The sequence below is a fragment of the Streptomyces sp. 2323.1 genome, assembly GCF_900221035.1.
GTDB lineage: Bacteria > Actinomycetota > Actinomycetes > Streptomycetales > Streptomycetaceae > Streptomyces > Streptomyces sioyaensis.
In genome coordinates, this window is the sequence record NZ_LT907981.1 from 8043212 (window position 1) to 8066653 (window position 23442).

22 protein-coding genes and 5 pseudogenes are annotated in these 23442 nt (G+C 66.6%); 14 read left to right on the forward strand and 13 right to left on the reverse strand.

The features are described from left to right. The first annotated feature begins 82 nt into the window (after positions 1 to 82). The 4 genes from CPH93_RS34595 to CPH93_RS34610 all read left to right on the forward strand — a co-directional run bounded on the left by CPH93_RS34595 (position 83) and on the right by CPH93_RS34610 (position 3905). On the forward strand, positions 83 to 574 hold the full coding sequence (locus CPH93_RS34595; RefSeq protein ID WP_096215128.1) for a DUF2975 domain-containing protein: 492 nt from the start codon (positions 83 to 85) through the stop codon (positions 572 to 574). Further along, positions 574 to 852, forward strand: coding sequence for a helix-turn-helix domain-containing protein (locus CPH93_RS34600; protein WP_096215129.1), 279 nt, complete (start codon positions 574 to 576; stop codon positions 850 to 852). Before CPH93_RS34595 ends, CPH93_RS34600 begins: the two co-directional genes overlap by 1 nt. A 234-nt stretch (positions 853 to 1086) precedes the next feature. Then, the gene (locus tag CPH93_RS34605) at positions 1087 to 2244 is read left to right on the forward strand and encodes an FAD-dependent oxidoreductase (RefSeq protein WP_096215130.1); all 1158 of its coding nucleotides are present in this window, start codon (positions 1087 to 1089) and stop codon (positions 2242 to 2244) included. Between the two features lie 692 nt (positions 2245 to 2936). Beyond that, the gene (locus CPH93_RS34610) at positions 2937 to 3905 is read left to right on the forward strand and encodes an alpha/beta fold hydrolase (protein ID WP_093648339.1); all 969 of its coding nucleotides are present in this window, start codon (positions 2937 to 2939) and stop codon (positions 3903 to 3905) included. Positions 3906 to 4054: 149 nt separating this feature from the next. Here the strand turns inward: CPH93_RS34610 and CPH93_RS37125 are convergent, their stop codons facing one another. Further along, positions 4055 to 5440, reverse strand: a complete 1386-nt coding sequence (locus CPH93_RS37125; protein ID WP_231977079.1) for an LmeA family phospholipid-binding protein — start codon at positions 5438 to 5440, stop codon at positions 4055 to 4057. A gap of 203 nt (positions 5441 to 5643) precedes the next feature. Between CPH93_RS37125 and CPH93_RS35590 the strand changes: the two are divergent. Continuing rightward, positions 5644 to 5826: pseudogene (locus tag CPH93_RS35590) on the forward strand (IS481 family transposase); the annotation flags it as partial. Then, a pseudogene (locus CPH93_RS34625) lies at positions 5771 to 6019 on the forward strand (IS5/IS1182 family transposase); the annotation flags it as partial. The pseudogenes CPH93_RS35590 and CPH93_RS34625, both read left to right, overlap by 56 nt. 35 nt (positions 6020 to 6054) lie before the next feature. On the opposite strand, the gene CPH93_RS34630 reads toward CPH93_RS34625, so the two are convergent. The 8 genes from CPH93_RS34630 to CPH93_RS34665 all read right to left on the reverse strand — a co-directional run bounded on the left by CPH93_RS34630 (position 6055) and on the right by CPH93_RS34665 (position 14509). After that, on the reverse strand, positions 6055 to 6423 hold the full coding sequence (locus CPH93_RS34630; protein ID WP_096215132.1) for a VOC family protein: 369 nt from the start codon (positions 6421 to 6423) through the stop codon (positions 6055 to 6057). Between the two features lie 59 nt (positions 6424 to 6482). Next, positions 6483 to 7130 (reverse strand): GNAT family N-acetyltransferase, encoded by a 648-nt coding sequence (locus CPH93_RS34635; protein WP_096215133.1) that lies wholly within the window; start codon positions 7128 to 7130, stop codon positions 6483 to 6485. Positions 7131 to 7215: 85 nt separating this feature from the next. Continuing rightward, positions 7216 to 8448, reverse strand: a complete 1233-nt coding sequence (locus tag CPH93_RS34640) for a methylaspartate mutase (RefSeq protein WP_096215134.1) — start codon at positions 8446 to 8448, stop codon at positions 7216 to 7218. A 14-nt stretch (positions 8449 to 8462) separates the two neighbouring features. Continuing rightward, a complete protein-coding gene (locus CPH93_RS34645; protein WP_231977080.1) occupies positions 8463 to 8900 on the reverse strand; it encodes a cobalamin B12-binding domain-containing protein in 438 nt (145 codons plus the stop codon). Continuing rightward, positions 8897 to 10108 carry an MFS transporter gene (locus tag CPH93_RS34650; RefSeq protein WP_159395118.1) on the reverse strand — a complete coding sequence of 404 codons (1212 nt, stop codon included), beginning with the start codon at positions 10106 to 10108 and terminating at the stop codon, positions 8897 to 8899. Before CPH93_RS34650 ends, CPH93_RS34645 begins: the two co-directional genes overlap by 4 nt. Positions 10109 to 10119: 11 nt before the next feature. Next, positions 10120 to 11400, reverse strand: coding sequence for an ATP-grasp domain-containing protein (locus tag CPH93_RS34655; protein WP_096215137.1), 1281 nt, complete (start codon positions 11398 to 11400; stop codon positions 10120 to 10122). Continuing rightward, positions 11393 to 12457 (reverse strand): ATP-grasp domain-containing protein, encoded by a 1065-nt coding sequence (locus CPH93_RS34660; protein ID WP_093648327.1) that lies wholly within the window; start codon positions 12455 to 12457, stop codon positions 11393 to 11395. Before CPH93_RS34660 ends, CPH93_RS34655 begins: the two co-directional genes overlap by 8 nt. A gap of 189 nt (positions 12458 to 12646) precedes the next feature. Beyond that, positions 12647 to 14509, reverse strand: coding sequence for an FAD/NAD(P)-binding protein (locus CPH93_RS34665; protein ID WP_159395119.1), 1863 nt, complete (start codon positions 14507 to 14509; stop codon positions 12647 to 12649). A gap of 476 nt (positions 14510 to 14985) precedes the next feature. On the opposite strand from CPH93_RS34665, the pseudogene CPH93_RS37480 reads away from it, so the two are divergent. From CPH93_RS37480 to CPH93_RS34690, 3 genes and pseudogenes are all read left to right on the forward strand, one after another. After that, positions 14986 to 15134, forward strand: a pseudogene (locus CPH93_RS37480) (IS5/IS1182 family transposase); the annotation flags it as partial. Between the two features lie 535 nt (positions 15135 to 15669). Continuing rightward, positions 15670 to 16047, forward strand: coding sequence for a DUF6193 family natural product biosynthesis protein (locus CPH93_RS34680; RefSeq protein ID WP_231977081.1), 378 nt, complete (start codon positions 15670 to 15672; stop codon positions 16045 to 16047). A gap of 546 nt (positions 16048 to 16593) precedes the next feature. Then, positions 16594 to 17319: a dienelactone hydrolase family protein gene (locus tag CPH93_RS34690; RefSeq protein ID WP_093648321.1), complete on the forward strand. Its 726-nt coding sequence runs from the start codon at positions 16594 to 16596 to the stop codon at positions 17317 to 17319. Between the two features lie 19 nt (positions 17320 to 17338). Here the strand turns inward: CPH93_RS34690 and CPH93_RS34695 are convergent. Continuing rightward, positions 17339 to 18049 (reverse strand): annotated as a pseudogene (locus CPH93_RS34695) (Tn3 family transposase); the annotation flags it as partial. A gap of 29 nt (positions 18050 to 18078) precedes the next feature. Here CPH93_RS34695 and CPH93_RS36005 point away from each other — a divergent pair. Continuing rightward, positions 18079 to 18300, forward strand: a complete 222-nt coding sequence (locus tag CPH93_RS36005; protein WP_096215139.1) for a hypothetical protein — start codon at positions 18079 to 18081, stop codon at positions 18298 to 18300. 269 nt (positions 18301 to 18569) lie between these two features. Here CPH93_RS36005 and CPH93_RS34705 read toward each other — a convergent pair whose 3' ends face one another. Next, the gene (locus CPH93_RS34705; protein ID WP_231977083.1) at positions 18570 to 19073 is read right to left on the reverse strand and encodes a MarR family winged helix-turn-helix transcriptional regulator; all 504 of its coding nucleotides are present in this window, start codon (positions 19071 to 19073) and stop codon (positions 18570 to 18572) included. A 74-nt stretch (positions 19074 to 19147) separates the two neighbouring features. On the opposite strand from CPH93_RS34705, the gene CPH93_RS34710 reads away from it, so the two are divergent. Beyond that, a complete protein-coding gene (locus CPH93_RS34710) occupies positions 19148 to 20314 on the forward strand; it encodes a flavin-dependent oxidoreductase (protein WP_096215140.1) in 1167 nt (388 codons plus the stop codon). Next, positions 20311 to 20763 (forward strand): DUF3237 domain-containing protein, encoded by a 453-nt coding sequence (locus CPH93_RS34715; RefSeq protein ID WP_231977084.1) that lies wholly within the window; start codon positions 20311 to 20313, stop codon positions 20761 to 20763. Before CPH93_RS34710 ends, CPH93_RS34715 begins: the two co-directional genes overlap by 4 nt. Positions 20764 to 20933: 170 nt before the next feature. Here the strand turns inward: CPH93_RS34715 and CPH93_RS34720 are convergent. Continuing rightward, positions 20934 to 21146, reverse strand: a pseudogene (locus tag CPH93_RS34720) (epoxide hydrolase); the annotation flags it as partial. Between the two features lie 189 nt (positions 21147 to 21335). Continuing rightward, positions 21336 to 21986 (reverse strand): LysE family translocator, encoded by a 651-nt coding sequence (locus CPH93_RS34725; RefSeq protein WP_096215142.1) that lies wholly within the window; start codon positions 21984 to 21986, stop codon positions 21336 to 21338. 300 nt (positions 21987 to 22286) lie between these two features. On the opposite strand from CPH93_RS34725, the gene CPH93_RS34730 reads away from it, so the two are divergent. Together CPH93_RS34730 and CPH93_RS34735 are read left to right on the forward strand one after the other, a co-directional pair. Next, a complete protein-coding gene (locus CPH93_RS34730; RefSeq protein ID WP_096215143.1) occupies positions 22287 to 22736 on the forward strand; it encodes an SRPBCC family protein in 450 nt (149 codons plus the stop codon). 143 nt (positions 22737 to 22879) lie between these two features. After that, entirely contained in the window at positions 22880 to 23101 is a 222-nt protein-coding gene (locus CPH93_RS34735) for a hypothetical protein (RefSeq protein WP_096215144.1), read from the forward strand. Positions 23102 to 23442: the final 341 nt, after the last annotated feature.

The window sequence follows — 23442 nt, forward strand, 5'->3', positions numbered from 1 at the left end:
TCCGATCCCGCCGGCGGACCCGACTTGCCATTCCTATCGATAATCAATAGATTTCCATCGTGAATCGATCAGGGGAGTGGCGTTGGGAAAGCTGACAGTGCTGGCGCTGCGCGCCGTGATGGTGGCGCTGCACGCCGGATCGGTGTGCGCCCAGGCGGCGATGGTGGCGATGCTGACGGGCGCTATGGAGGTGAGCTTCCTTGCGGACCGCCGCACTCCGGTCCTCGTGATCGCAGTCCTGGGCGTCGTGACGATCCAGGTCGTTCTGGTCTCCGTGTGGCGGCTGGTGACGATGATGCAACGCGGAACCGTGTTCTCCCACGGCGCATTCCGCTATGTCCATCTCGTGATCGGCGCGTTCGTGGCGGCCGCGCTCCTGGTGTTCGCGCTCGGGGTGGTCCTGGCATCGGGCAACGTCGTGCCCCCGGGCGTGGTGGCCCTGCTGGGCGGGGTTGGCCTGGCGGTCTTCGGGGTCGCGCTCATCGTGCTCGTGCTGCGGATGCTGCTCGCACAGGCCGTCGCACGCGACGTCGAGGCGTCGCAGCTGGGAGCCGAGTTGGCCGAGGTGATCTGATGCCGATCGCCGTCGACATCGATGTGATGCTGGCCAAACGGAAGATGTCCGTGGGCGAACTGGCGGACCGGGTGGGGATCACACCCGCCAACCTGGCGGTGCTCAAGAACGGCCGCGCCAAGGCGGTGCGCTTCACCACGCTCGCCGCGCTGTGCGAGGTGCTTGAGTGCCAGCCCGGAGACCTGCTGCGCTGGGAGCCCGATGACCCCTGGGATCCGGACGAGGCTGCGCACGAATCCGGAGCATCCGATGTCCCCGTTGGATCCCCGCCGCGGTGACCACAGCCGCGGTAGTCGGCCGCCTGCACACGCTCACCAGGTACGCCCTCGACGATCCCTGCTACGCGACCCACCCCGCCTGATCCTCGGCAAGCGCCCGAGTGACGACCTGACGACGACGTCCGCACACCTCACCTTTCGCGGCCCGGGCCGTCGCCGTACTGCCCGCCGCCAGTCGGCGCCTGCTGCGCGCCGAACGCACCGATGAGGGACTCGACAAGGAACAGGGCAGACATGACGACAGCACGCCTCTCTCACCGTCTCGGGGCCACAGACAGTGCCGACGTACTGGTGGTCGGGGCCGGCCTGGCCGGACTGAACACCGCCACACTCCTCGCCCGACAAGGCCACGACGTGCTTCTGGTCGAACGCCGAACCAGCCTTGCCCGCGCGATCCGCACCACAGGAATCTTCGTGCGGAAGACACTCGACGACTTCCCGCTGCCCCCCAACTGTCTCGGACCACCGATCCGACGCGTGGTCCTCTACCCCCCTGACCTGCGCCGGCCGATCAGCCTCACCAGCCCTCGCGACGAGTACCGGGTGGGCGACATGGCACCACTCTACGAAGCGTCCGCCACCACCGCGGTCGACGCCGGTGTACGTATAGCACTGGGCACGCGCTACGCCGGCCGACAGGGCACCACCTTCCACCTGGCCGGTCGCGACGGACCGACCACGGTCCGGGCCCGCTTCGTCGTCGGCGCCGATGGGGCCCGCTCAAGAGTCGCCCGCGACCTCGCTCTCGACCGCAATCACCACCTGATCGTCGGCGCCGAAGAGGTCTTCGAAATTCCCGGAAGCGACCAGCCACCGACATTCCACTGCGTACTCGACCCCTCACTTGCCCCCGGCTACCTGGCCTGGGTGGTGAACGACGGGCAACACGTCCATGTCGGAGTCGCAGGCTATGCCGACCGCTATCCGGACGGTCTTCGCCGTGCCATGGAGCGGTTCAGCGCCTCAGCGCCCGGACTGACCGGTGTCGAACGTCCCGAAACGGTGGAGCGGCGCGCAGGGCCCATACCCGTCGGCGGCCTGCTGCGCCGGATCAGCTGCGCCGACGGTCTTCTCGTGGGGGATGCAGCAGGCGCGGTCTCCCCACTCACCGCCGGCGGCCTGGACCCGTGCCTACGGCAATCGAAACTCGCAGCCGAGGTCCTCAACGACACGCTGCGCACCGGGAATCGGGACACGATGACCCACTACGACGGAGCCGCACTCCGCCCCCACTTCCGCGGACGACTCACGCTGCGCCGGGTATGGAGCCACGTACGGACGCCGGCCACAGCGGCAGCGGCGTTCCCCCTGCTACGCACACCGTTCGGCCGGGCCGCGGCAAGCCGAGTCCTCTTCGGCGACAGATCCTTCCCCGACCCCACACCCAAGTGAACTCACTGAGCGAGAGGCCAAGCCCATGCCTGCACTCCCCATATCAGGGCCCACGAAGCTCATCACCATGATGGCAGGGCTGGTTGTTACCTGTGGGCTCCTGTCGGCTTGCCGTGCCGAGAGTGCCAAGAGTTCCGACGTGACGTACAAAGCCTGGACTGAAGGAGGCAACCTGAAATCCGTCAGGCACGACTACGTCGATGGCCTTAACGGCGCGGTCAGCATGCCGGCCGAAGTGAGCGGAGCCAAATGGAGCACACAGGAGGACGGCGGGCACAGTCCACGCCTCAAGGCCGTTCCTACTGGCAAGGGCGTGGCGCACTGCCTCCTGACGGCAGGCTCCGGGCGCGTTCTGGACCAACAGAAGGGAGCAGCCGGCCGGCCGGTGACATGCTCTGCCCAGCGGTAGTACGCGCACGCCCCGGCCCATTTCCGCCCTGTGCAAATGGTCCGTTCAGATCCGTTCAGATCCGTTCCGACCCTCCAGTTCGGGTTCCGGTGAGTACGAGAGCCACCGCATTCGCCAAACCTTGTAGCGACGCTGTCGCCGACGCACGCAACGAAGGTCCGTTGTGCGGGTGACCTTCCCAAGTCGCTTTCGCTCAAGGGAGCTTCGATGCGCCGTCAGTCTGCCACCGTAGCCTGGTCAAGTCGCTCACCCGTCGGCACCGCGCGCTTGTTAGGTTCGTCCCATGGTTGAGCATCGCATGATCGACGTGAACGGTATCCGGCTGCACATCGCGGAGGAGGGCACGGGGCCGCTCGTCGTGCTGCTGCACGGCTTCCCCGAGTCCTGGCACTCCTGGCGCCATCAGTTCGCCCCGCTGGCCGCCGCCGGGTTCCGTGTGGTCGCCCCCGACCAGCGCGGATACGGCCGCAGCGACCACCCGGAGGACGTGGACGCGTACAGCATCCTCCACCTCGTCGGGGACGTGATCGGGCTGATCCACGCCCTGGGTGAAAAGCAGGCGTTCGTCGTCGGGCACGACTGGGGTGCACCGGTTGCCTGGCACACCGCGTTGCTGCGGCCCGACGTGGTGCGCGGGGTGGCGGGGTTGAGCGTGCCGCCGCCCTTCCGTGGTGAGCACCCGCCACTCGGGGCCATGCAGGAGCGGTTCGACGGACGGTTCTACTGGAACTACTTCAACCGGCCCGGGGTCGCCGACGCCGAGTTCGCCAAGGACGCCCGCACCGCCCTGCGCAAGCTGTTCTACTCCGCCTCCGGTGACGCCCCCGGCGCCGGCCGCCCGGAGCAGGCCTTGGTGACCGACCCGGCGCAGGGCTGGCTCGCGGACATGACCGACCCCGAGGTACTGCCGGATTGGCTCACCGAACAGGATCTGGACGAGCTCACCGAGAACTACGCCAAGGGCTTCACCGGCGCCCTGAACTGGTACCGCAACCTGGATCGCAACTGGGAGCTGACCGCCGCCTGGCACGGCGCGGTCGTCAGCCCGCCCGCGCTCTATATGTATGGCGACCGCGACCTGGTCCCGGCGTTCCCCGGGGCCCTCGAACTCATCGCCAGGCTCCCGGAGTTGATGCCCAACCTGCGCCGGGAACCGATCGTGCTGCCGGGCTGCGGCCACTGGACCCAGCAGGAGCGGCCCGAGGAAGTGAACGCCGCGCTGGTCGAGTTCCTGACGGAACTGCGGGGCTGAGCCCCGGTGTCTGGTGTAGACACCTTGGAGTAACCGATTGTCGTGCTGAGGCTCCTCACGCCGGGAGGCGTGAGGAGGCCAACAAGGCCCTGGCCACCCGCTGGACAAACGCGCCCGCCCCTACGAAGCCCTGGTCGCCATCTCCCGCGTTACGACTCTGACCGCCCTGACTTCGCGGACACGACCTGGCCCACCGGTACGTCCTTGCCGGTCAGCTGCGCCCGAATGCCGTTCTTCGTCACGGAGATGTCGCGCAGCCGAATGTCGCCCGGCAGGTTGTTAGGCAGCTGCGCGGAGAACTCCATCTGCTGCGCGACCTTCGGCTCCCGGAGCTTCTGTAGGCCCTGGATGAGCGAGGGATCGATGCCGGTGGGCTTGAGCAGCGACGGATGGTCCACGAGCGTGTCCAGCGCGCGGCCCTTCATCATCTGCTGCGGAAGGACGTGCTTCCCGGTCGCCTGTTGCAGCTCGCCCTCGTCCATCTTGTCGGCGACGGGTGCAGTCAGCTGCAAGCCACCGCCCTTGCCGGGTACGTACGTGAGCAGGCCGGGGACCACCACGCGCGTGTCCCGCACGGTCATGCGCAGGCCGCGGTCCCCGGTGCGCTGCAACTGTGCACGCCCCCGGATCTGGGCCTGCTTGTCGCCCACTGGCAGGTCGCCGCCGGCCAGCACCGTGTTCTTCTCGGGGCCGGGCACCAAGTGGATCTGCGACGCGCCGACTTCGCGGTTCAGGTCCTTGAAGTCCAGGAGGATGTCACCGCGCACCCGGCTCAGCACCGCACCCTTGACCGAGGACGGCAGGCTGCCGACGATCCGGATGTCGTCCACCGTCCCCTTCACCTGAGTGACGGAGACCGGCCCGGCGTCGACATCGGGGACGTTGACCTCGACGTGGTTGATGTCGCCCGCGAGCACCTGCCCGATGAACGGGAAGCTGTCGATGTGCACCTCGGGCTCGGCGTGCAGCTTCAGCGCCTTCTGCACCTGCTGCGCCGCCAGGTTCTCCGCGTAGAGCACGGCCCACCGGTCACCGAGCGCAAGAAACGCAAGCACGACGGCCAGCGTGACGACCACCTTCGCGGTCCTCCGCACGATCCGACGCGGCTTGCGCCCGGCCCGCGGGCGCTCCTTCTCGTCGGCGGTGACCGTGTTGTCAGTGCCTGGGTCGGCTGCGGTGGTGGCTCCAGCTGCGCCGGCGGCGCGGGTGCCGGCGCCAGTGGTCGTGGCCGAGTCCGTGCCGCTGTCGGCGGCGGTAGCGGTGGCAGTGGCGGCGGTACTGGTGCCGACGTCAGCGCCGGGGCCCGAGTCGGTGCCATTGTCGGTGACGGCGGTATCGGCGACTGTGGCGCTGCCGGTGCCTGTACCGGAGTCGACGCCGACGGTGTTGCCCTGGGCCGACGAGGCGTCCGGCGCTTCGCCGCCCTGGGCCGACGGCTCGTCCGGGCCCTGGTTGTCCGAGGCCGGACCGTCGTGGGCAGCACGGCTCGCCGGTACCTGCCCCTTGGAGTCTGCGGAAGGTTCGTTGGAGAACATCGCCACCATGCGACCACAGCCCAGGCACTCGAACCAAGTTGTGGAGTACGGGGAGCTCATGCTGATCCGCCGGACAGGCCCTAGGTGTGCTGTCCCGGGACGTTGGTGACAGGCGACATGCGTTGAGTGGTCCTTGAAAGAGGCGAGGGCGTTCTGGTTTCGGTGTGGATTGCGAAGTCTGCACCGATGCCCAGGGGGCCCTCGTGATCCACCGTAATGCCCCGCTGACGCCGACCGGGAGACTGCGTCTGGCCCGGTGCGTCGTAGATGAGGGCTGGCCGTTGCGCCGTGCCGCGGAACGGTTCCAGGTCAGCCACACGACAGCTGGTTCGTCAGCGCGGCATCCGGCACGTGATCCCGGAGAAGAAGGATCACAAGGCCGCTCGCCTGCGACGGGGTTCATGCGGCGGACGGCCTCCTGGCTTCGACAAAGCCCGGTACAAAGATCGCAACACGGTGGAGTGGGCCATCGGCAAGCTCAAGCAGTTCAGGGCCGTCGCCGCCCGCTACGACAAACGCGGATACGTTTACCTCGGCACCGTCACTGCTGCTGCCCTCCTCATATGGCTCCGATCGTGATCTCGTACGGAAGCTACTGATCTGGCGATCTGTCCTCAGCACCGGACCAGGCAGAACGGATGCCCTGCCGGATCGGTGAAGACCCGCCACCTGTCCCCACCCGGCTGGTGATCCGGCTTGCCCGCACCCAGCTCCAGCAGCCGGGCCTCAGCCTCGTCCAGGTCCTTGACCGCAAAGTCGAGGTGGAACTGCTGGGGAACAGCTTGGTCGGGCCAGCGTGGAGCCCGGTAGTCGTCGACCCGTTGAAAGCCGATGAAGAGTCCGTCCTCACGGCTGAGACCGGCGAAATCAGCGTCTGATTTCGGGTGGGGTTCGAGGCCGGACGCCTGCTGATAGAACGCCGCCAGAGCCAGCGGATCAGGGCAGTCGAGTGTTATGGCGGTCAACTTCATCTGCAGGGGCATGGCACCTCCGGACCGATCGGTGGACTCTCACGATGCACACGCTAGAGGCGACTGGCCGCTTACCCGGCGTCGATGTCCAAGATCGGAGCGACAGAACCTAGTCGCGGCCCCGCGCCGGGCCACGGGCCGGGGTGCGTGACGGCGGGCTCGCGGTGCTCGTTCACCCTGTAGACGCGGAAGCCGCGCTTCTCGTAGTTGCCCCGCGCGTACGGCCCGTCCTTGCTGAGCGTGTGCACCCAGACGCGCTTGACCTCCGGCTTCTCCCAGCGGCCCGCCAGCTCCCAGGCGCGGGCCGTGCCGTAGGAGAGGAGGTGGCCACCGATGCCGTGACCGCGGAAGGCGGGGAGCAGCCCGAGGTAGGTGATCTCGGTGGTGCCCTCGGCGGTCGCGCCGTCCAGCTCTATGAACCCGGCGGGAGTGCCGTGCGCGTAGGCGACCCAGGTCTCCACGCCGGGCCGATCCAGGAACTCCCGCCACTGCGCGTACGTCCACGGCAGCCGGTCCGTCCAGCTCACGTCGGCGCCGACGGACGTGTACAGGAACCGGTTGAACTCCGGGCTCGGCGTCCCGACCCGCATGATCCGGATCCCGGACGTCTCGTCCGGGACCCGGGCGGGGGTCAGGTCGTCGGGCGACGTCTGCTCCAGATACCAGGTCGTCACAGACACGGTGTTGGCCACCGTCGTCACAGGCACGGTGTTGGTCATCGTCGTCAAAGGCATGGTGTTGGTCGTCGTCGTCACAGGCACGGTGTTAGTCACCTTCGTCACGGGCACGGAGTTAGTCATCCAACTAGAGAGCATCGAAACGGTGCTGGTTGAAGGAGAGCATCTGAAGGAGGCGGTCGGCGGCTCCTCCTGGTTCGTCCGGTGGCGACTGCGCGGGGAGGGGCATGCTGCCTCTGGATGCCCACCGGAGGGAGCCGTTGCTGTCGATCGAGGTTCGGGTCTGGTTCCTGTTGTCCTGGTGGAGGCAGTAGGGGACGTCGAGGAGGCCGAGGCGGAATGCCTCGTGGAGGGAATCGCCCACCGTGGTCTTGAGGGAGAGCGTGGTGTTGATGAGGGCTGAGGCCTCGTGAATAACTTCGCTTCTTGGGAGGTGTGCGGAGCGGGGGACACCGTGGGCGGCGTTCGCGGCGATGCGGAGGGCAGCGACGTTCTCCTCGATGGTGGGGATCCGTTGGGACTCGACCGTTGTCTTGACGATGAGGCGTTCGCAGCCGGAGGTTGCGGCGAGTTCGGCGCTCTCTCGCAGAAGCGCGGCGGCGCCGTCCGTGGACTTCGGGTAGACACCCATGAAGGTGTAGAGGACCACGTGCCAGTCGATATCGGGGAGGTGTTCCTCGGCGAGGGTGCGCAGAGCCAGGATCGCGTCGAGGTCTTGCTGCGGATTTGTCTGCTGGGCGTAGCTGAGGGAAACGCTGCGGATGCCGTTCTCGACAAAGAAAAGGCATTCGAGGACGCTGAGGGCGACCAGAAGACCTGGTGGACACAGCTGCCCCAGCATGCAGCCACCGAAGGTCTCAAGGTGAGCGGAACCCTGCCCACCTTCCGCAAGGATCTGGCATCCCTCTGCCCAGGCGTCGATGGATTCCCGCAGTGGCACTCTGCTGTAGGGCAGGCAGTAAGAGACCGGACCTCCCTCGGAAACAGTGAGGCCGAGCCTGAGCATGGTACGGAAGATTTCCTGGGGCTTGGGCGATCCATGCCTGACTTGAACGGGGAAAGTCTCCAGGTCCATGCCGCGCAGTAGCAGGGAATTGCTCGAATCGCTGTGCGAAACGAGCGGGTAGCCGTTGAGCGACTCACCTGAAGCGATGGCTCGGCCGGCCCGCAGAAACTGCCCCGTGCGCGTGAAACTGTCCAGGGTGATGGTCCCGGCAACGCGAGGGCCGGCGCCCCGGACGGCATCGAGGCCGGCCCTCATGAGTTCGGGGGTCGCGAAGCCCATGCGGGGTTGAACAACCAGTTCATCCCGGTTCCTTGCCTCGGCGACGTACGCGCCGAGGCTGGATATCTGCGACATATCGATTACCGATCCTAAGCCGCGGTCGCCGTTGAACTTACGGAAAGGCTGGACAGGTACGAGCAGAACGCATCGATGGCCGTCTCTTCGGCGAACACCTCGGCAAAGCCCATTTCACGCAAACGCTGCACTTCTTCGTCATTGATCTCTCCGTGGGTGCTGAGCTTGCCACCGAGGACGACAGGCGGGCGGGATCGCGCCGGCACGTGAAGGATGGCGTCGAGCAGGGCAGGAACCTCCAGTAGGCCATGGCCGTTGACGGTGCTGACCACGAGGAGATCGACGTCCGACTCGGTGAGGGACTCGACCACGAGTTCCACCGGAGTGCAGGAACCGAGATTGATTACCTGCCACCCACGCTCTTCGAGAACGGTCTGCAGATAGACCAGGTTCCAAGTGTGGGCATCAGAGCTGATGGTGGTGACAACCGCCACGGGAGGCTGAGAACTCACGGGCGGGTTATCTCCTTTTCGTGCGGGTCCGTCGATGCCGCTCCGTCGGCGATACGCAGCACCGGGGTCATCGCGATCCCGGTGAGCGCGAAGGTCGCACCGAGACAGACCCAGCCGATCGTTCCGTTCTCGATGACCAGGGTCGTGATGACGAAGGGGGCGACCATCTGCGAGAACGCGAATCCCGTATTGAAGAGTCCCTGGTACTGGCCGTTCTGACCGGAAGGAGCGAGGTCAAAGCTGATCACCCAGCCGGCTGCCGACTGGATGACCTCTCCATAGAGATGGAGGCCTGCCGCGACGAGCAGGAGGACACAGGCGCCGAGTGCGGAAGTGCCGCCCGTCAAGCCGGTGAGAACACAGGTGCCGAGGAACAGGAAGCCGGCCAACCGCCACGACCGCCGCGCCGAGTCGAGCGTTCCGATCCTGCGTGACGCGGATACCTGAAACAGGACGCAGCCCACAGTGTTGAAGAGAATCAGCGCCGCAGCCATCCAATGCGGGGCACTGGTGTGATGCACGATCCACAAGGGGAATCCAATGTCGAGCATGGCGAAATGGATCACCATGATCATGTTCACCATTGTGGCGGCCGCATACCGGCGGTCCCGCAGGACCGGCAGCTTGGGGGCGCCGGGCGTCACCGGCACGGCCGCGATGCGAGGTAGCGCGAAGAGGATGAGGCCGCAGAAGAGATAGGACGCCGCGTTGAAGCCGATCACGCCCAGGTAGGCCTCTCGGGTGTCGACCCAGATCGCCAGGCCGGCGACACCGCTGCCGATCGCGACGCCCAGATTGCCGATCGTACGGATCTGGGCCCTCGCCAGGGTCGAATCTTCACCGGCGGTCAGGGTCGAAAGAACCGCCTGCCGCGCCGCGTAGGCACCTCTCTCGATGAACGTGAACACGACGGCGACCGCCGTGAACTGGACGAATCCATCGGCCAACAGGTAGAACACGGCGGCCAGCGCGCTGAGGATCAGGAGCACGGCGGCCACGTCACGCTGGCCCCGCCGATCAGCGAGATGCCCGAACGGGACACCGGAGACGAGGCCAGTGGCGCCGGCGATCGCGAGTCCCACGCCGAGCTGGTCGGGCGTCACCCCCGCGAACCTGGTGAAATACAGCGCTGAGGCGGCCATGAAGGCGCCCCGGCCCAGCAGGTTGAAGAAGACTGCCAAGCCCAGTAAGCGGACATTGGTCGACATGGAACGCAGCATCATGGGCGGCATCCTGGTTCGTCGTCGAGGTCGAAGGTGAGCGAGTCCACTGCCGCCCGAGCACGCTCGGCGGCTTCCTCCGGCGTCGCGCCGAGTGCCCAGGCGAACGCGAGTCGCGCGAGCGAACCGGTGAGATCGCCGATCTGCTCACCGACACCGGCAACAGCAGCGACCTCCGCCACGCCGGGCATCCGCTCAGCGTCCTCGATGCCGTGGATCGCGGTGAGCACTCCCCGGCGGTCGGCGCACCGGTACCGGATCGCTGCGAACTCAGCCCGTTCGTCGCTTCGGTGACGCCTCATCGCCTCCTCGACCTCCGCGGTGATCGAGTGGCCGACCGCTTGCCGAGCCCAGGCCTTCTGGATATCGATCCCCGTCGCGGCAGCGAGCATGTTGGGGATCCTGTCGCCGCCGTAGCGCAGATGGGTCTCGATGATCCGGACACCGTCCTTGGTGAGGATCACCTCGGTGTGGGTCGCGCCGTCCCGGACCTCAAGCGCGTCCAGCATCCGGCGAACGGTGTCGGAGATGGCCGCCGCCTCCGCCTCGGGAAGAGGAGCCGGCACCAGGTGCCCGACTTCGACGAAGCTGCCCTGATCGATGGACTTTTGAGTGATGCCCGCCACGAAGTGCCGGCCAGTCTCGCTGATGCACTCGACGCTGAACTCCCGGCCCTGGTGGAAGGGCTCGGCTATGAGCTCCTCCGCGTCCAGGCCCGAGGTTCCCTCCATACTCCATGTGAAGGCCTGAGGGACGTCCGCGGGAGACGCCAGTTTGCTGATGCCCCGACTTCCGATACCTCCTGCGGGCTTGCAAATGACGGGGTAGCCGAGCTCCCCGGCGGCCCTGGCGAGCTCGTCCGGACCGACGACTCTCTTCGCGAGAGTGTCATCGACGCCCGTCTCGCCCAGGCGGGCGCGCATGAGGTACTTATCGGTGACCCACTGAGCGGTTTGCCCGGAGTAGCACCTCAACCCCAGCCTCTCGGCGATGTAACTGGTCTTGTCCGCATCCGACTCGGTGAAATCGACGATCGCGTCGATGCGGTCGTGCTCATGGATGGCCCGGGCGATGCCCAGCCATTCCTCCCGGCTGGTCTCACGATCGAGGATCATCAGCCGGTGCAGGTCCTTCCTGTCCCAGACCTTGCTCTCGACCTCTTGCCGGCAGATCACGCTGATCCGGAGTCCGGGAGCGGCCCGGAAGCATTCCCTCGGGATCTCGCGGGCTCCGCCGATCATGAGGAGGTGTTCGGCAACCGCTGCTCTTTCATCACTCATCTGACCACTCCGTATTCGCGTAGAACCAGTCGACACATGTACGAAGGCGCTCTTCGACCTGGTCACTGGTCGCGCCGGAAACGATGAAGGTCGCGATCTCGCCGTTGGTGTGCCGCATGGCCTGGTAGCGGCGGCCCGCAGGGGCGTGCGTGTAGTCCAGCACCCAGTCGAACGGAGCCGACTGAGGAACCTTGGTCAGGACCCCGACTTGGGGAGAGATCGTCGTCTGCCCCGCGAGCTGCTCCTGCAGGGCTTCCATTTGCGGCCAGTCATGCGGTTCGAACCCGCAGAACGCACGGACCGCGGCCATCGTGAAATCGACCCCGAAACTGGCCCGGTTTCCTTGCGATACCGAGCCGCCACCGAGCCGCTGTGCGGCCTCGCCGAGGACGAGCTTGCCGTCCGGACGCTGCCAGAGTTCCACATGGAAGAGCCCATCGGGTCCGAAGGGAAGCACCTTCTCCAGGAGATTCCTGGTGAATCCGATGACTTCCCGGGAAAGCTCGCTGTGGGCGTCGAGTATCGTGCTGCTCATGAATCCACCATGAAGGAAATCGATATGACTTCCGATATACTGGGCTGCACTCATGAAGCGGCAGACGCCCTGGGAGTAGTAGCCATCGACGCGTAGCTGTATCCCGTCGACGAAGGCCTCGGCGAGCATGTCCGGCTCGCGGTCGATCCCGGCGAATATTCCCGTACTCAGCAGGGAATCCAGCTCCGTCTCCGAGTTCAGGATGAAGGTCTCGGCCGATCCCTTACCCGAGATCGGCTTCAGCACGAGCGGGAAGCCGACCGCGTCCGCGAAGTCGAGCAGTTCGAAGGCGTTGCGGACCTTCCTGAACTCGGCGACCGGGACGCCTGCCGCAGCTGCGCACTGCTTCATGAGGAACTTATCGCGCATGTAGACCGCGTCCTCAGGGCGGATACCTGTCAGCCCGTGGCGTTCGCGCAGCCAGGCCGCTCGCAGGACGTCGGCCTCCGCCATAGGGATGATCCGCTTGAACCCGCCGTTCGCGAGCAGGCGGTCGGCCCGCTTCGCGACCAGGTCGTTCATCCCGTAATTCTGGAAGCACTCAATTTCCGGGAATGCGTCGCCATAGTGAGCCTTAATCCATTCCGGCGGGTGATCGTGATCTGTGCCCGTCAATAGATAGGCTGTATTCTGGGTCGCGTCGGACCATTCCTGTGGTGTATTGTGGAGCAACGTTTTGAGCGGCGACATTATAATGTTTTCCACGATGCCTCATCCTGCTCGGTGAAGTATATGCTTGGCTATTTCGTCCGCATCATTGAAGAACTCATTCCAGGGGCCAGGTCTGCCGCTTCCGACGAAGGTGAACCAGCGGGTGTTCTCGGTCGGAATGCCGATCACATGCAACCCCTCAGGCGCCGAGCCGTCTCGCCCCACCGGATGGAAAGGGGCGCCTGTCGTCGCAACACCGCCGGTTCTGAAGGAGCTTTCTCCGTTGTGGTTGACGTATTCCGTCAACATTCCCCGATCGCGGAGGTTGACCATGAGGCGGGAGGTTTCCAGGGGCAGATCCGTACCGGGAATCCTGGCATCGATGAGGACGTCGAGTTCCGTGTCGGAGCCGGTGACTGCCGGCGATCCGAGAGTGAACCGGCCGGTGGCTTCACGCACACCGAAACGTGTGTCCGGGCCGGCGATGCGCACGATCCCGGCTTCGAGAAGCGAGAGCAACTGGTAAACGCGTTTTCTCGGCGGTCCCGAAGACAGCAGGGAGCTTCGGGGACTGAACCATCCGAGGAAATCGTTCGCGTGTGATTGCGCGGTGAGCCCCGAAAAGTCCACCAATCTGCGTATCTCGCTGCGTGTGTCTCTCAGGACGTCCAGCGCGGCCTTGAGCGGATCGAGCCGGTTCCCGGCCTCGGCGTGCTGGAGATCCCTGCGGATGAACGCCATCGCCTGTTGCGTGAAGTCTTCCGGGGATGCGTAGGAGAGCCCGTCGAACGGACGTGCCACGGCGAAGAAGTCGACGGGTTCGGCATGGACACCGAAGGCCTTGGCAGCATCCCTGATCACCAGGGGGTCACTGGCTCCGCGTTCCTTGACCTCCTTGACGAACGCCGACTCTGAGGATGCTCCGGCCAGACCGCGCACAAGCGTCGAGAAATACACCAGGTGCATTTCAGCGAAGACCCACGGGGCGACTTCCGACCGGAAGTCCAGAGGGCGACCGGAAGACCTTTTGAGGATCTCGCCGGCCTTGAACAGAGTGGGCCGGTAGGAGTAGTCGGGCCTCTTCTGGTTCCGCCCCCGGGCGAGCAGTGGCAGTCCGCTGCGCGAGCCCGCGATGATCAAGGGCTCGTGACCGCTGGGCTGGTAGCTGTATTCGTTCTCCGCGACCTCGAGGAATTTTCCTTGGCGCCCCTCGGTCAAGGAAAAGATCACGTCATAGGAGGAAAGGCCGAGGCCGATGACCCCGGTCGGTGCGCCCGCGGGAATTCCTTCGAGGTCCATCTCCGCGGGAGAGTCGTTTCGGATGTACTGAATTCCGGGTCTTCGGGCGGCGAAGTCCGCAAGAGCGAGATCGGCTCCCTTGAGGTGGGGAAGGCCGTGACCGGTTGCCAGGACGACGCTGTCGGCTTGGAGTAAGCGTCCGCCGTCGAGGTGCAGGTGAAAGCCTTCGGCTTCCCGGTATAAGTCGACGACGCGGTCATGAATCCCTTCGAAGGAGACTGCTGGCGGCAGGGTCTTCTTCGTTATGTCCAGGACGAACCGCATGTACCGGCCGTAAAGTTTTCTGGGAGCGTATTCATTGGCCCCCACTCGCGGATCGCGAGATCGCCACCATTCGGCGAGCGACGGACCCGCGCCTGGGCGGACCGGCCCGTTGTCCGCGGGGCCGGAAAACATGGTCACCTCATCGGCGACGGTATTCATCCTGTAGAGATCGTCCTGGTCGGTGCGCCAGATGCGTCCGCACCCGACCTCGGTCGAGTCGATCAGGTAAATGTCGATTCTGGAATGGTGGGGGAGGTCCTGGAGTCGCGCCGCGATGCGCTCAAGGACCGCGAGTCCCCTTGGCCCTGATCCGACGATGGCGATTCGGTAGACATGTCGGGAGCCGTTGAAATCGCTCAAAGGGACCTTCGTCTGAGGGAGTAAGGGAGTGAGGGAGTAGCGGAAAACGTGGAACGTCCCGCGGCAGAGGGTCGTTCCACGCGACTTCTCGGACCATAACCGAAGAAGATCAAGCAGGTAAATAGGTTTTCAGAAAAGGGTAATTGCACTTAGTGTCGCTCCCCTCACTGTGAGTTGCATCGGGAAGTGCACATCGGGCGAAAGGGGCTATGAAGCCTTTCGAGCCGAGCGGGCATTGTGGTCAACGACACGGAGAGTGCACATGCCATTGAACCCAACCGGTCCGGGGTTCCGGGTAGTTGGTGGTGTGTGAGCGATCCGGTGGGGGGCGCGCCATCTGTCGCCGTCGACGCAGGAGGCCCTGCGTCTGCGGACGGTGGCTGCATTGGTGGCAGGGCGGGACCGTGAGGACCTGGCGTCGGTCTTCGGGGTGTCGCTGAAAGCTGTGGATGCAGGGTGGGCGAAGTGGCAGACCGGAACTCCTGCGCTGTCAAGTCCGGGAACGTGCCCGGCGATTGGAGGACCCGACCCTGGTGGTCCTGGACACCCGGAGTGCCCACGCGGCCGGGTCCCCGCCTCCACGATCGGCCGCGACGCCGGGAAACGGGTCCCCGGCCGTAAGCGGCCTCGGTATCGACGTAGAGATCGTCGAACGCAACCCCAGGACAAGGGATTCGTCCTGCAACCGAAGCGGGGGTGCGCTGAAGACACAGGAGAGCCCCGATCGTCGATCGATCCGGGCCCGTTTGTCTTGCCGCTTGGGGGAGTTGGGGAGTTTCTTGGGAGATCTTTTCCGAATCGGCCTCGAACCAGGCGTCCATCGCGTCCCTGCCGCGGCCATCAGCCTCGGGCATCATGTGCGCGTAGATCCGCATCCGGTGCCGCTGCGCGCCCCAGTGGGTCGAGCGAGAGCTTGGCCGGTACCTATGTGCCTGAGTCCCGTCCGGAGTGGGGGCTCTCGATCGCGCTCGCGCGTGGCGCATCCACCGGGGGCCGGCGGCACTCCATCCGCCTGACCGTCTCGTACCCGGCCGCCCGCCCGGCCCACTCGGGACGACACGAAACGTTCGCCCTCTGGAGCTGAGGCGTGCTCCGGGGCGGGGCCAAGTGTTATCAGCGTGAGCTGGCCGAAATCTTTCGATGTCGAGCAGAATGCGGGCATGACTGAGGGCGCGCCCGAGGAAGACATCATCGAAACCGCATGGCAGAAGCTGCTTACTGCCCATCGTGTGGACGGCCGGTTGCTTCGCGCTGCCTACGCCGAGCCCCGACTACGGCGGCTGTTCCCCTGGGTCGGCATGGGCGAGCTGCACTTCAGCCGGTGCACGGAGCCGCCTTGGAGCTGGGACGTCCCGTTCATCGCCCCGGTGATGGGCGGCGGCTTCTTCGTCGGCGGACCCTCGCGGTCCCAGAGCGTCGGCCCCGCCCCGACCGCGGAGACTGCCATCGCGATGGTGGTCGAACGACTTCCGCCCGTCTGCGGTCGCGCCTTCGTCGGCACGCCAGAGGAACTGGCCGAAAAGGAACAGTCGGAGTAGTCACGGCGGACGCTCCAAATAGACGTCAAGCCGTGGGATAAAGGCCGGGCTTGCGTGATTGCTCGGTGGGTGTGCCGGCCAGTGCACAGTAGATCTCGCGGCGTCGAGCCGTGGAGGCAGCGCACGATGCCGTTCTTCAACCTGTCTTCCTTGGTGCGGCATTCGACAGTGGTTGCGAGGAGCGAATGCGCGCGAGGGTCCTCGATCCCGGCCTCGTGCAGGACGAGGTTCTGCCGGGCGGTGGACTGCTGGTCGGTCGAGACCCGCTTGTAGACCAGATTCGCCACCGAAGGGCCCCTTCCGTACGGAGGATCGGACCCTATCTGTCGTCAAACCCTGACAGTAATCACCATCGGATCTGAATGGATTCGCGCCGCCGCGGACCCCCGGATTGCACGGGTTCATTGGACGCGTCGGCCGCCTGTCGGCAAAAGGTCGTTTGCCGACAGGGGTGGACGCGTCCAGGTGATGTAGTCGGGACAGACCTGCTCTGCCATCGGTGAACACCACCCCGAGCAGGCGCAACAGTCATTACCGTCCAGTCGTATGACGACGATCACAACCCGTACGGTCGAATACCCGGCCGACAACCTGACGATGATCGGATACCTCGCGCTCCCGGCCGGTGCCGAGCGCCGGCCCGCAGTCCTGATCGGACCCGAGGGGACGGGGCTCAGCGATGTCGAGCGCCGCCGGGCCGAGGCTCTGGCCGAGTTGGGTTACGTGGCGCTGGCCTTCGACCTCCACGGCGGACGCTATTTGGAAGACCCAGAGGAAATGTTGGCCCGTTGCATGCCGCTGCTCGCCGACCCCGACCGGATGCGAGGAATCGGTCACGCAGCGCTCGACGTGTTGCGTGCCGAACCACGGGCCGACCCCGACCGGACCGCCGCCGTCGGCTACGGCACCGGGGGCGCAGTCGCACTGGAGCTCGGTCGCGATGGCGTCGACCTGCGCGCGATTGGGACGGTCAACGCACTGACCACGGGCCGACCGGGCGAGGCGGCACGCATTCGCTGCCCGGTATGGGTCGGGGTCGGGTCGGAAGACCCGATCATGCCGCCCGCGCAACGGGTCGCGTTCACCGAAGAGATGCAGGCCGCGGGCGTCGACTGGCGCCTCGTGGTTTACGGGGGAGCCCTTCACGCCTTCCACCATCCATCAGTCGACCACACCGTGCGTCCCGGCGTCGGCTACCACCCACGGCACGCACAGCGAGCCTGGCGTGACATCGTCGCCCTGCTCGCCGAGTGCCTGCCCGTCACGGATTGATCCGATCGGCTCCTGATACTCACTCCTGCCCGCCGTCGTCGTCCTCGTCCAGCTCCGGCGCGTCCGGGTCGCGCAGCGGGCGCAGGGCGCCGGCGGCCGGGGTGGAGGCGGTGCAGCTGTAGCGGCCGAGCAGGTTCAGGTTGCGGTGCTTGAGCGGGGAGAGCCGGGCGATGTCCTCCTTGCGGATCTCGTGGCCTTCGGCCTGGAGCTGGGTGACGGCGGCGTCGATGTAGCGGGTGGTCCAGAGCACGATGGCGTTGAGGACCAGGCCGAGTGCGCCGAGCTGATCCTCCATTCCGTCGCGGTACGCCTGGTGGATGGTGCCGCGCTTGCCGTGGCACACGTCGCGGGCGAGCTTGTGGCGGGACTCCTGCACGGTGGCGGCACCCGCGCCGGCCACCCGTGAGCTGGCGGTCCATCTGCCTGCGGTAGGTGTCGTCCACCGGGTCGACCACGCGCAGCAGGTGCTCGGTCTTGGCGATCCGCCCGTACTCGGCGAACGTCGCGCCCAGCGGGGGGTGGGGCGTCCCTCGCGTACGAACATGCGCAGCAGGTCGTAGGCGCGGACCTGGTTGGTGACCAGGGGACCGGCGACCTTCAGCATGTCCGGCCAGTGCGTGATCACCTTGTTCAGGTTCACGCGGTTGCGGGCCAGGTCCTCCACTGCGCCGTATGTGCCCGTCTCGACGTCGGGCATCGTGACCCGCCAGAACCGCTGATCGTCCAGGTCGCGGAACCGGAACCGGAGGTGGACGCACCGTGGCGTACCGAGTCGCCAGCGCGGCCCGCATCGCGACCTCGGCCGAGTGCTCGTCCTCGGGCACCAGGGTCACCACGGTGGCCGCGGCGGTCATCACGGCGGCGCGGAGCGACCTCCTCGACCGCCGCCCACAGTGCGGCCACGTCCAGGTCCGCGCCGTGCTCCTCAACCAACTCCAGTTCCTCGAACAGCACCTTCGCCGCCCGCGCGAGCGTGCGTGACGCCTTCTCCCACGTTCCGTCGGCAGCCCGCATCCGCAGCCGGTTGTGGGGCCCCCTTCCACGAGCCGAACTCCGCAGGCAGGTCCATCCAGGGAGAGAGGGAGAGCCGGTGCGGTACTCCAGGCGATCGCGTCGATCACCTGCCGATGATCCCGCACCTCCAGCCCCGCTTCGGTGTCCGGTCCGGCAACAGCGGCTCGATCCGAGCCCATTGCGCATCAGTCGGCGACACAATCGGACCAGCGATCAGATGATCCGAAGGAAACGGTCTAGTCGGCGTCCTCGGGGCGCGCGGCCAGGACACGGGTGAGCAGGTCGGTGAGGGTGGCCCGTTCCTCGGGGTCGAGGGTGGCGAACCACTGCTGCTCGCGGCGGGTCTGCTCGGCGAACGCCTCCCGGACGGCGTTCTCGCCCGTGGCGGTGAGGCCAACGGCGACCGCGCGCCGGTCGTCGGGGACCGGCCGGCGTTCGACCAGGCCTTCCCGTTCGAGGGTGTTGATGGCGTTGGTGACCGCCGAGCGGGACATCGCCGAGATCTCGGCGAGCCTGGCGGGCTGGGTGGGGCCCAGCAGCCAGAGCTTGAACATCAGCCGGAAGCCGGGGAGCGTCCAGCCGCGCGGGCGGTGGATGTGGCTCTCCAGGTCGGCGACGACCAGGTAGGACAGGTGGAGCAGGTGGTAGGCGAGCGCGAATGCCTCCGGGTCGGCCGGTGAGGGCATGCCCGCCACTCGGTCGCGAGCGTAGGCGGCGTATCTGAGATCTGGTCGGTCCACGGACAGAGTCTTGCGCATGGGAGGCTCGCTGCGAGAGATTGTTACGGCCATAACAATCGTCGCGGGAGGGTGCTGTGCGGATCACGATCGCAGGAGGCGGTATCGGCGGGCTCGCCACCGCACTCAGCCTGCATGCGGCCGGACTCGACGACATCGTCATACACGAAGCGGCCCAGGAGATCCGTCCGCTCGGCGTCGGGATCAACCTCCTCCCTCACGCGGTAAGGGAGTTGACCGAACTCGGCCTGGCCGACCGGCTGGCCGCGATCGGTGTCCCCACCGCGGAGCTGGCGTACTTCAACCGGTACGGGCAGGCGATCTGGTCCGAACCGCGCGGGCTCGGCGCCGGCTACCGGTGGCCGCAGTACTCGGTGCACCGGGGCAGGCTGCAACTGCTGCTGCTGGACGCCGTCCGCGAGCGCCTGGGTGCACACTCCGTCCGAACCGGGAGCCGGATCACCGGCCTGCGCCACGACTCCGACCTGCTCGTCGGCGCCGATGGCATTCACTCGGCCGTCAGAGCCGCGCTCTTCCCCGGTGAAGGGGCGCCGCCGTGGAACGGGCTCATGCTGTGGCGGGGCACCACCTACGGCGAACCGTTCCTGACCGGCCGGTCCATGATCATGGCCGGAGACGGCACGCAGAAATTCGTCGCCTACCCGATCGGGGACGGACGGCTGATCAACTGGATCGCCGAGCGGCCGCTGGACGGCGAACTGCCTGAGCGCGGAAAATGGAACCGCCCCGCCAACCTGGCCACAGTCGTGGAGCACTTCTGCGACTGGAAGTTCGACTGGCTGGACGTACCGGGAATCATCGCGGGAGCCGAGGCAGCCTTCGAGTACCCGATGGTGGACCGCGAGCCCCTGCCGTACTGGACAAGGGATGACGTCGTCCTCCTGGGCGACGCCGCGCATGCGATGTACCCCGTCGGCTCCAACGGAGCTTCCCAGGCGATCATCGACGCCCGGGTACTCGCCCACTCGCTCGCCACGACCGGCGCCGCCACCGCGTACGAGGACATCCGCAGACCCGCCACCACCGCGCTCCAACTCGCCAACCGGCGCCAGGGGCCCGACGTCGTACTGAGGCTCGCCCACGAGCGGGCTCCCGGAGGCTTCAAGGACATCGAACAGGCCGTCCCGCTCGCGGAGCGCGCGGAGATCGCCGCTTCGTACAAGCGCACGGCAGGCTTCGACCCGACCCTGCTCAACGAGCGCGCGTCGTGGAGCGTGCGGTGAACCTGAGGAGTCTTGCCGTCTTCGAGGTGAGACTGGACCCGATCCTCGACCTCGGCGACTCGCACTGGGGCCGCCGCCGAGTGATCAACATCGTCGGCGGGACATTCGAAGGGCCCCGACTGTCCGGGGTGATCCTGCCGGGCGGCGCGGACTGGCAGGTGCTGCACCCCGACGACGGCATGGCCAGCATCGATACCCGCTCCACGCTGCGCACCCACGATGGCGCACATCTCTACCTCTCCACCAGCGGCGTACGCCACGGCTCACCCGAGGTTCTCCGGAGGTTGGCCGCCGGAGAGGCGGTGGACCCTGCCGAGTACTACTTCCGGCTCTTCTGCCGCTTCGAGACCGGGGACGAGCGCTACCGGTGGCTGAACCGCACCCTGGCCGTAGCCTCGGGCGCCCGCACCCCCGAGGCCGTCCACTACGAGGCGTACACCCTTGACTAAGGTCTGTCCCGTAATCGCTGGTGGATCAGTGCACGGCGTCAGAGCGGGTCCCGCAGGGAGGCCGGCTCAGGCAGACGGCGTGGCGGGCGGTGCGGGCCGGTCGGCCGATGCGCACGCCCCCGCCAGGAAACGTTTGCCTGGCCCGTCGTCAGACGAGCCCGCAGGGTCGTTCAGGGACTGCGGCCGTGGAAGGTGCGGCGCAGGTCGCTCACCCAGGCGTCGGGGTTCTCCCAGGGGATGAAGTGGTCGGCCTGGTCGTGGACGTTGACGTGGTTGAACCAATCGGCCTGCGGGCCGGTCTTGAACGCCCGGACGCGGTCGCTGGCGGTGTGCATGCCGGACGGGTTCTCGTACGTGACGAAGGTGAGGCCGACTGGGGCACCAGATGCGCCGGATCTGCCGTGGGCACCCCTGCCCCGGGGACAAGGCGCCTTAGACCTGAAATCCTCGCGCGCCTTGGAGGAGCTAATACGAGGGGCGGACGCGTCGACGAAGATCTCCTCGCAGCAACATCGGCTGACGATTGGTCAGCCCACCTGCGGTGGTCGCTCTCAGCGCCCAGCTGTCAGCTGTCAGCGCAGGGCGACCACCGCGCCCGTTCGTTCGGTGGCGATCCTGACGGCGAAGCCCGCCAGCGCGGTGCCCATCGCATAGCGGTGCAGGCGCTGCCAGAGCGGGTGCCGGGCGAAGAACCCGGCGACGGAGCCGGCCGTCACGATGAAGAACGCGTTGCCCGCTACCCCCACCGCGATCTGAGTCAGCCCCAACAGCAGCCCCTGCAGGCCGACATGGCCGCGCGCCGGGTCGACGAACTGCGGCAGCAGCGAGATGTAGAGGATGGCCACCTTGGGGTTGAGCAGGCAGGTGAGGAAGCCCATCAGGAAGAGCTTGCGGGCCCCGTCCTGCGCCAACTCCTGGGTCACGACAGCGGATCGGCCGCCCGGCCGGACAGCCTTCCAGGCCAGCCAGAGCAGGTAGCCCGCTCCGGCCAGCTTGATCACCAGGTAGATCTCCGGCACCAGTGCGAAGACGGTGGCGATACCGGCGGACACCGCGAAGAGGTAGACCAGGAAGCCGAGGAAGACCCCGGCCAGCGAGATCAGCCCCGCCCGGCGGCCCTGGGCGATCGAGCGGGAGACCAGGTAGATCATGTTCGGCCCTGGCGTCAGCACCATGCCGAGCTCCACCACCGCGATCCCTGCCATTGCTCCCAGCCCGATCACAGCACTGCCTCCGTACGCGCGTTCGCCTCGACGCAACCTAGCAGCCCACGGCCATGCGCGGCTCATCGTGCCGAGCCGAGACAGCTGTCACCTCGCCACGCTGGCTGTCACCAAGACCAAGGCCGGCGAAGCCGCGGCACGACTTGACCCTCACACAGTGGAAGACATTGCAAGGGGCACACCGGCTGCGAGGAGGTGCCCGTGTAGTCCCTTCCGCCGCTCGTTGAGGAGGCCGTGGGGAAGGGACCGCCGTGGGAACGGGGCGGGGTGCCGTCCCCGAACTTCGCCTAGGATGGGCTGGTGCCGAATTTCGAGGTCGTGACAGCCGTCGCCGCACCCCCGGACCAGGTGTTCGCGGTGTGCCTGGATGTGCAGGCACATACCCGATCGATGGCCGCTTCGTCGGAGCGAGTGGTGGATGGCAGGCGCCGGGGCGAACTGTCGCTCGGTGACACGGTGACTTTCCAGGCCCGCCACTTCGGCCTGACCTGGCGGCTCAAGGCCCGCATCACCGTATACGACCGGCCCCGAGGTTTCGTGGACGAGCAGGAGTCCGGGCCCTTCAAGCGATGGCGTCACGCCCACCATTTCGAACCGGACGGCGCCGGCGGCACCGTGATGAGAGACGTCATCGACTTCGCCTCACCAGGGGGGCCTGTCGGACGCATCGTCGACAGAGTCCTCCTGGGCCGCTACATGCCCCACCTCATCAGAGTCCGCAACGCCTACCTGGCCAGCACTTTCGACTGAGAGGCCGGGGCAGAGACGGCCGAGGCCACGCCAGGAATCCGCAGCCCCTCTCCGCCAAGCACTCGTCGCCGTCCGGCCCCTGTGACGAACGGCGGATGCGGACAGCCGCACCGAGCGGTACGCGTAGGCCCATACTGGTGGCAATGACAAAGTCAGCTGCACCGAAGCGCTATCTGTCCACCAGCCCCTTCAAGGCCCCGGTCGCACCGGCACCCAAGCAGTTTGCCGTGGGCGACCAGGTCACACACGACATGTACGGCCTCGGCCGGGTCATCGGTATCGAGGAGGGAATCGCGGCGCTCGTCGATTTCGGTCCGGCTCAGGAGCGGATCTTGAGTCCGTACGCCAAGATGAGCAAGCTGTAGAACCGCTGTGCCGGTCACGGCATGCCAGGCACCTTCATGACCCTGTAACCAATGGGAGACCTCTCATCGACCTGACCTCGCTGTTCTCCGCTCCGGAAGGGGCGCCCCGCTATGCCACTGCGGCATCGCCACCTCCGGCGACGAACCCCTTCCAGGCCCCGGACCTCGGGGAGAACGAGACCTTCCTTCTCGACGATGCACAGGCATCTCTCTCACACGAGACAGCTCAGCGCCGGGCAAACTAGCTCCGAACGGTGTCCGTGGCCTCGGCAGCCGGTCACGGACCGTTTCACTTCGGCCTCTGGACGGCCGGCAAGGAGCTACCCGTAGGGCGGACTCTT

Coding starts and splice junctions, on each gene's coding strand:
- CPH93_RS34600 (WP_096215129.1), top strand. CDS start 574: ATGCCGATCGCCGTCGACATCGATGTGATGCTGGCCAAACGGAAGATG.
- CPH93_RS34605 (WP_096215130.1), top strand. CDS start 1,087: ATGACGACAGCACGCCTCTCTCACCGTCTCGGGGCCACAGACAGTGCC.
- CPH93_RS34610 (WP_093648339.1), top strand. CDS start 2,937: ATGGTTGAGCATCGCATGATCGACGTGAACGGTATCCGGCTGCACATC.
- CPH93_RS37125 (WP_231977079.1), bottom strand. CDS start 5,440: ATGTTCTCCAACGAACCTTCCGCAGACTCCAAGGGGCAGGTACCGGCG.
- CPH93_RS34630 (WP_096215132.1), bottom strand. CDS start 6,423: ATGCCCCTGCAGATGAAGTTGACCGCCATAACACTCGACTGCCCTGAT.
- CPH93_RS34635 (WP_096215133.1), bottom strand. CDS start 7,130: ATGACCAACACCGTGCCTGTGACGACGGTGGCCAACACCGTGTCTGTG.
- CPH93_RS34640 (WP_096215134.1), bottom strand. CDS start 8,448: ATGTCGCAGATATCCAGCCTCGGCGCGTACGTCGCCGAGGCAAGGAAC.
- CPH93_RS34650 (WP_159395118.1), bottom strand. CDS start 10,108: ATGTCGACCAATGTCCGCTTACTGGGCTTGGCAGTCTTCTTCAACCTG.
- CPH93_RS34655 (WP_096215137.1), bottom strand. CDS start 11,400: ATGAGTGATGAAAGAGCAGCGGTTGCCGAACACCTCCTCATGATCGGC.
- CPH93_RS34660 (WP_093648327.1), bottom strand. CDS start 12,457: ATGAACGACCTGGTCGCGAAGCGGGCCGACCGCCTGCTCGCGAACGGC.
- CPH93_RS34680 (WP_231977081.1), top strand. CDS start 15,670: ATGACTGAGGGCGCGCCCGAGGAAGACATCATCGAAACCGCATGGCAG.
- CPH93_RS34690 (WP_093648321.1), top strand. CDS start 16,594: ATGACGACGATCACAACCCGTACGGTCGAATACCCGGCCGACAACCTG.
- CPH93_RS34735 (WP_096215144.1), top strand. CDS start 22,880: ATGACAAAGTCAGCTGCACCGAAGCGCTATCTGTCCACCAGCCCCTTC.